Annotated in this window: 5 protein-coding genes; 4 read left to right on the forward strand and 1 reads right to left on the reverse strand. The window is 51.7% G+C overall.

The window, feature by feature from the left end:
* Window positions 1-1,561 (forward strand): hypothetical protein (locus HOK28_08590; GenBank protein MBT6433133.1); only part of this gene is annotated, 1,561 nt, incomplete at its 5' end.
* On the opposite strand, the gene HOK28_08595 is transcribed toward HOK28_08590, so the two are convergent.
* A complete protein-coding gene (locus HOK28_08595) occupies window positions 1,539-2,999 on the reverse strand; it encodes a hypothetical protein (protein ID MBT6433134.1) in 1,461 nt (486 codons plus the stop codon). The two genes, HOK28_08590 and HOK28_08595, sit on opposite strands and share 23 nt — an antisense overlap.
* Before the next feature lie 86 nt (window positions 3,000-3,085).
* Between HOK28_08595 and HOK28_08600 the strand changes: the two genes are divergently transcribed.
* The 3 genes from HOK28_08600 to HOK28_08610 all read left to right on the forward strand — a co-directional run.
* A complete protein-coding gene (locus tag HOK28_08600; protein MBT6433135.1) occupies window positions 3,086-3,883 on the forward strand; it encodes a hypothetical protein in 798 nt (265 codons plus the stop codon).
* Entirely contained in the window at window positions 3,861-4,877 is a 1,017-nt protein-coding gene (locus HOK28_08605; GenBank protein ID MBT6433136.1) for a radical SAM protein, read from the forward strand. The genes HOK28_08600 and HOK28_08605 overlap by 23 nt, the downstream gene beginning before the upstream one ends.
* 8 nt (window positions 4,878-4,885) lie before the next feature.
* Window positions 4,886-6,572 (forward strand): hypothetical protein (locus HOK28_08610; protein MBT6433137.1); only part of this gene is annotated, 1,687 nt, incomplete at its 3' end.

Genomic DNA, 6,572 nt, shown 5'->3' on the forward strand with positions numbered 1-6,572 from the left:
GTGTGGTCGCTGTACCGGAGGTACTACCGTTCGTGATGCCTGTGAGCAAGATTGCAACAGCGACTGGGGCGGCGGTGCCTTTGTCGATGAATGTAACGATTGCGTAGGCGGCGGTACGGGTATTCCGGCGTGTGTACCTGACTGCAAAGGGGAGTACGGTGGAACCGCGACAACGGTTGAGTGCGGAGATGAGTTTATCTGCATCAGCGCCAACGATGACTATGACTGCCCGGACCCAGATCTACCACCATGTGACACCTACTACGATTGTAACGGTGAATGCGGCGGAAGTGCGATGCTCGATGGCTGCGGCACCTGTGACAGCGACCCAAGCAATGACTGCCCCACCGACTGCGGCGGAGTTCCTGGCGGAGCTGAACTATACGATGCATGCGGTAACTGTGATGACGATCCATCCAACGACTGTAATGTTATCGGTACGCTTGCATTAGGCGGCTTTGGTTCGGCCGGCCTCGAGGTTCATAACGACCGGGCGTATATCTACCAGCGACGGTGGGTTGTTACGGAAACGGTACCAGGCTTCACCGAAGCAAAGCTAACAAGCTTTTACACGGTGGCAAATGTTGCTGACGTGACTGCACCCGTGGAAATTGAAACGCTCGATGCTGACGGCCGTGTTCGCGATATGGGATTTGCTCACGCATCGAACATTGCTTATCAGGCCCACACACCCTACGGCCTCACGGTCCATTTTCTAAATGTAGACGGCAACCCGGTTTCCGAAACGGGCTACCCACCGGTCGGCAATGTACAGCCGTTTGATATCGAGAACGCACCCAGCGGCGAGTACTACGCGACGACTGCGGTTCACCTAAGAGAGCGTGCAAATGACGACCCGAATACGGTGATTGCCACTGCCCTCTTTTCGCAGATTCAAGCGGCCAACGACACCGACAACAATGCACATATCGAATTCATTGATGTGTGTGACCCCTACCGTGACGATTGCTATAACGCGGCAAGTGGCGTGAATTTACTGGCCGACCCTGCCACGGTAGGACAACTTGCACTTCCGGGTGCGAGCGCCTGGGATATTATCTACCAAGGTAACTATGTTTATGTCGCCAATGGTAGTGCGGGTCTTACGGTTGTTCAGATGAGCGCCGATGGAACAAGCGCGAGTATCGTTGCAGAGGTAGCTCTCACAGTACCGGATACTGCATCACTTGACCCATTTGCTACAGCTCTCGATATTCAGGGCGACATGATCGTGGTCACCGCTGGTTCAACCATCGAAGTCTACGACATTACCAACCCCGCCGATCCTGCAAGCGTCGCGGTGTTTGAAACAACCTGGTCAAAGGACGTAAGTATTCATACGCGTACGGTCGCCGGACAAACTCAGCGTAGAATTTACATGGCTGATAACTGGGCAGGTATTCGGGTTTACGAAGCCTCCGATATCAACGAGATTACTGAAATCGGTGTTCTCTATCTACCGGACAACTCTGCTGCATCAGGCTTGGTAGTACCTAACGAAGGCAACACTGCTTACGTCACCACGATGGACTACTTCTTTACGGTTCAGCTGGGGTTCTAGGCTTCGAAATGCGGGTTAGGCCTGCATCGCTCAATACGTACAGGTCACCGGACTTCGGACCCAAGGCCATAGCCTCAGGCTTGCGGCCAACCTCTATGGTTCGTTGGATCTTCTCACCGTCAAACACATAGACTCTTGCTCTCAAATAATCGGCCAACGCGAGCCAGCTATCGCCCAATGGCATAATTTCGCGGACCCCGTTGGGTATTTCAAAACATTGAGATTCCAACGTTTGCGGCTGCACCTTAAATATACAGTTTTCGGTCATTGAGCCTAACCAGATGAGTTCAGACTGCGTATCCCAGGCAGCCTCCCAAATGATGCCACCGAATAGTTTTTGAACCCTGACGCCCGAAGGGCTGACGGCGCTAAGGGTTGTTTTATCATTCCCCGTCTGGAGTAAAAAAATCTCATTTCGACTTCTTGCCACTTCCATCGCAGCGTTGAGGGTTCCCCATCGATGCGGCTCTACATCCAGCAAAGTTTGTTCCCCAGTCACGGTTTCAATCAAATGCAGCTCTGAATCGTCACGCCGCGGTGTTTCCACGCGAACCACCAAGCGGCCATCATCTAACTGAGCCACTCCATCGGGCCACGGCTTGACTTCGAAAGATTGACCAGTAGGAGCCAACGTGTTCGCCTTGAGAGCTCGAACATGACCATCAAGAAAATCACTGAACCAAATAAGGCCAGTTGTCTCGTCTAAAACTATCGTATCACCCATGCGCGTTTTTAAGGAAAACGTGGTTTCGGCACCGGAGAGTGAGATTCTCACAAGGCCCGGCGTGCGTTCCTTATTACTCCCTCGGTTGCTACTCATAAATGCAGCGAGTGCGAAGCCTTCGTTACTATCGATCAGCAAATCCCGGGCAGTATCCCATTGCCCCCCTAAGTCTATTTGGGTCACGCCTACCTGGCTCTCAATCTCCGCGACGGTTGCACCCTTAGGCAAGTCTTCGTACGCAACCAAAACCAGCCAAAGCGAAGCAAGATGAAAGCAGAGCGCCCCACAGCCAAGAGCGATGCCGAACGGAAAACGCAGCACCATGCGAAATATACCTGCAGCGAGGATGAGCATACCGCAAATCGAAACGATAACGCCCGTCGGTAAGCCTGCCCCAACATAGGACCACGCCATGGTCGTTCCAGTAAGCAGCATGGTCACAACGCCTGGTCCCATGGGCGTGTTGTGGAAAGCAATCAGCCAACCGAAGCTAACCCAAGGTAACGAACCCACGGAGACACCAACAAACCGCCACGAACCGCCACGCTTCCACGCTTCATCTGTTGCAACGCCGCAGCCCCAAAGCATCAACGCCATAGAAAATAGCTGCAGAGCTCCCATAAATGTCCAGGAACGCTCCCAGGCCGCCCAGAAAAAGAGTGCCGCGTAGGGAATATAAGTAAACGCTGCAAGATAACTTAGTTTTGGCAACATGACGTCACCATATGGAGAAGTTAGGAATCAGTTCAAGTATGCTTTTCATTCGCTCCCCGATGCTCTATCTCCAGAGGATGGACTTAATGTTCGTCAAATGCGCTACCACGGAACCCATGTGGCAGCGGATCAAACGCCAAGAAGGCGCTCTGCTGGGCATCGTTGTGTCGATGCTTTTCTTTGCCGGGCGTGGGTTGGCGGATATGACCGGGCTAACAATTGTTACATTGGTCACCCTCTCAACCCTCTATTTTTTCAACGACCTTACCGACTGCGTAGCCGACCAAAGCAATCCGCGAAAAGATAGCCCATACGTAGACACACTCAACGATCATCGAGCCATCTTTTGGGCTGTGCTTGGGTTTCAAAAGTTGGCTGTTCTAATTGTAACGGCATTTCTTTATGGCCCCGAGTTCGCATATGTCGTGGGGACGACTTTTGCGGTCAACATCGCCTACTCTCTGAAAATCAAAGGTACTCCAGGGGTCGACGTTCTCTGGGTTGGTCTCTGGGGAGCCGTTATCGCCGGGCTAGGTGGGCTTAACCACCCGTGGGAAACCTATACTATCGTTGGAGTGATGACCGCGATCAGTCATATCTATCAAGTGAGGATCGACGCTCCGGTAGACCAAGCACACAATGTACAAACCTCCGCGGTCGTCTCACTTCGTTTAACTGAAATTCAAATCGTATCTCTCTGCCTTTTGCTGGCATGGCTTATTGGCACAACGACCACGATGTGGCTCGGGATCACAGCACTTATCCCCTGGTTTCTTGGTAAATACCTCAATTCAGGCCGCTCTTGGGTTTTTGCGCGCTACTATTTCGGTATAATCTGGCTCTGTCACCTGGAGTCGACCTATGGCCGTCTTGCAACATTTTAAAACGGGAATCGCACTTACCCGCAGCATCGCGCATTACCGCGGACACGCTACTCCTCGCCCAATTTCAGCGAGCTTTGCCGTCACCAACAGGTGCAATCTTTCGTGCTCATACTGCAACTTTCCAAATCTAGACCCCAGCCAGTTATCTCTTGAGCAGATACGTCAGCTTTTTTCTAACTTGGCTCAAATGGGTGTGGCAAGGCTTGGCTTGGTTGGCGGAGAACCGCTGCTAAGAGCAGACTTACCTGCAATTGCCGCCGAGGCGAAGTCACATGGATTCTTCGTCTCGCTCAATACCAACCTGACGCTTCTAGAACGCTTCCCAGAAAGAATGCCCGATGTGGATCTCGTATTCACAAGCCTCGACGGTATGCCCGAGACCCATCGTCAAGCTCGGGGAAAGAAGTCATTCGACGGTGTATTGGAAGGCATTCAAGAGCTACGTGGCAAAAAATTACCCGTGGTTGCGATTACCGTACTCACCGCACAAGCCACGGAAGATATCGACGCACTCATTAGGCTCGCGACTCAGAATGACTTCAAGCTTCATTTCCAACCCCAGTGTACCGATACTGATATTGTTAAAGGCAAACTAGGAGAAATGTACAACACCAAACGTGAGAGTCATATTTGGCAGAAGATCCTTGACGCCAAAGGCCAAGGTGCGCCCATTGCAAGCAGCTCTGCCTATCTAAGGCACATGTCAAATTGGGACAACTTCGCTATGGCATCAATCATGAATCCAGAGTCAAGATGCGCTGCTGGTTACGGTTTTTTATTCATCGACCCGCAAGGCTTGGCTTACCCATGTGCTTATACGAAAGGTAAAGCAAAAGGCATCGACCTACTCACTCAGAATTGGCAAGAACAGTTCACCGGTAAAACCCCATGCACTGAATGCGCTGTGGGCCCGATGGTAGAATTCAACCTGCTCTACAAGCAGCCTCTGGCCTCTGCCTACAACATGATTACCTCCTACGGGATTGGCACCTAAGACCTCACATGTTGCCCATACAACCGCAGCTGCATAGCCCAGCCTCTATGGGTATCCTTACAAGGCTTATTACCGGCAGTGCCGTCTCACTGCTGATATTCATCCTCGTTACACGTTTACTTGTACTTTCGATTTTCCCGAATTCGGCCGTTATAGACGAATGGTTGGCATCAGACCTATTTTTCCATTTTCACAGCTCCGTTGATGTTTGGTTTATCTGGATTGCCTTTGATTTGCCCATTCTCATCGCAACACCGCTCGTGCTCTTTCTCGGCAAGAGGTTCTTCTTCAGCCGAGAGCATGGACGGATTGGTCTAAAGGGTCCGGCGGTCGCCATGGCTTGGTTGTTCATGGTGGCCCACCATTTCCTATTCGATGTACAACCCATGTTTGCGGCTGCAACCTTCCCACTCCTGCCACTCACGCAACCGATGTTCTGGAAGAGCTGGAAACGGCCACCACTTTCCATCGCTTTTGCGTCAGCCATCGCGGCATGCATCTTTGTAATCTCAGAGGAGACAAGTCATTTAGCATCGGCGCTTTGCGTTTTTCTCATCGTTACGCTGGCCCTCGGTGGCCGTATTATTCCGCGCTGGATACAGCCCCGGCTTCAATGGTTACTTGTCACGGGTCTCATTGTAGCGACCCAGCTCCTATGGTCTCTTATTCCGCTCACGCAAACACCTGACCATGCGACAAAAATAGACAATCATCGAGCCTACAGCTTTTGCGAGTCGGCCGATGGGTCGTCAATTTATGCGGCCGTCACCGCCTGCTACCTTCACGACTCACGCTACCTAGTCTCCGAAGACTGTAAGCGAGAGCATATCGCCCAATTCGAGACTCAGACACTAAAGCTACTCAATCGTCACGACTTAAGCACCGACGACTACTACGGGCGCATGGAGTTTGTTCGCTGCATCGAGAACACACTCTATGTTGGTGGTTCTGACATGACACAAAATGGGAAGAATTTGCTGGATTCTGCACTCGCCATGCCCATGAATGATCCTGAGGCTGTGATTCGCAATATCATCCCGGCAGGCAACGGGCACCGAAGTGCCTTCGACCCCAAACGCAACGCCCTCTATTTCTCAGGGGAGTTCAACGATACGATCACCCGGCTAGACCGGGAAACAGGTGCCCAAGACCCGAATATTGCCACTTGGTATAATCACCCTATGCTCGTCCTATTTTTCTTTCCCATTCAAGGGTCCCTTGCTTTCGCTCCCGAGTCCTATCACCCCACACGAGATGCACTCTTTGCCGGTGAGGTCTTTGGCGATGCAGCCTACGGTTTTAATCTAGAGCATCACACGCTGCTCAAGAAATACCAGAGCACCGGCGGAATTATCGAGCTAACCGTAGACCCAGAACGCGACAGGCTTTATGCGGCCAATATGTGGGGCCTTGACGTATTCGACTTAGGCACCGGCGAACGAATCAAGCGTATCAAGCTGGGAACGGTCAACCGCCACCCCATCATCGATAAAAAACAAAACCTTATTTACGTTCCATCTACGGTTTCAGGACGCCTTAATATTTTAGACCGAGATACCTTCAAGGTCCTCGGCTCTATCCATGCCGGCTACGGGTTGCGTTATGGGTTGATTACTCAAAACGGTAAACAACTGGTCCTGAGTTCCAACAGCGGAACTTACTCATTTGACACGGCGGAGCTTGCTAGGCGGGTTA

This window comes from Deltaproteobacteria bacterium (assembly GCA_018668695.1).
GTDB lineage: Bacteria > Myxococcota > XYA12-FULL-58-9 > XYA12-FULL-58-9 > JABJBS01 > JABJBS01.

Bases quoted from the DNA above. Each gene is read 5' to 3' on its own strand.
- HOK28_08595 (MBT6433134.1), bottom strand. From the start codon at position 2,999: ATGTTGCCAAAACTAAGTTATCTTGCAGCGTTTACTTATATTCCCTAC.
- HOK28_08600 (MBT6433135.1), top strand. From the start codon at position 3,086: ATGTTCGTCAAATGCGCTACCACGGAACCCATGTGGCAGCGGATCAAA.
- HOK28_08605 (MBT6433136.1), top strand. From the start codon at position 3,861: ATGGCCGTCTTGCAACATTTTAAAACGGGAATCGCACTTACCCGCAGC.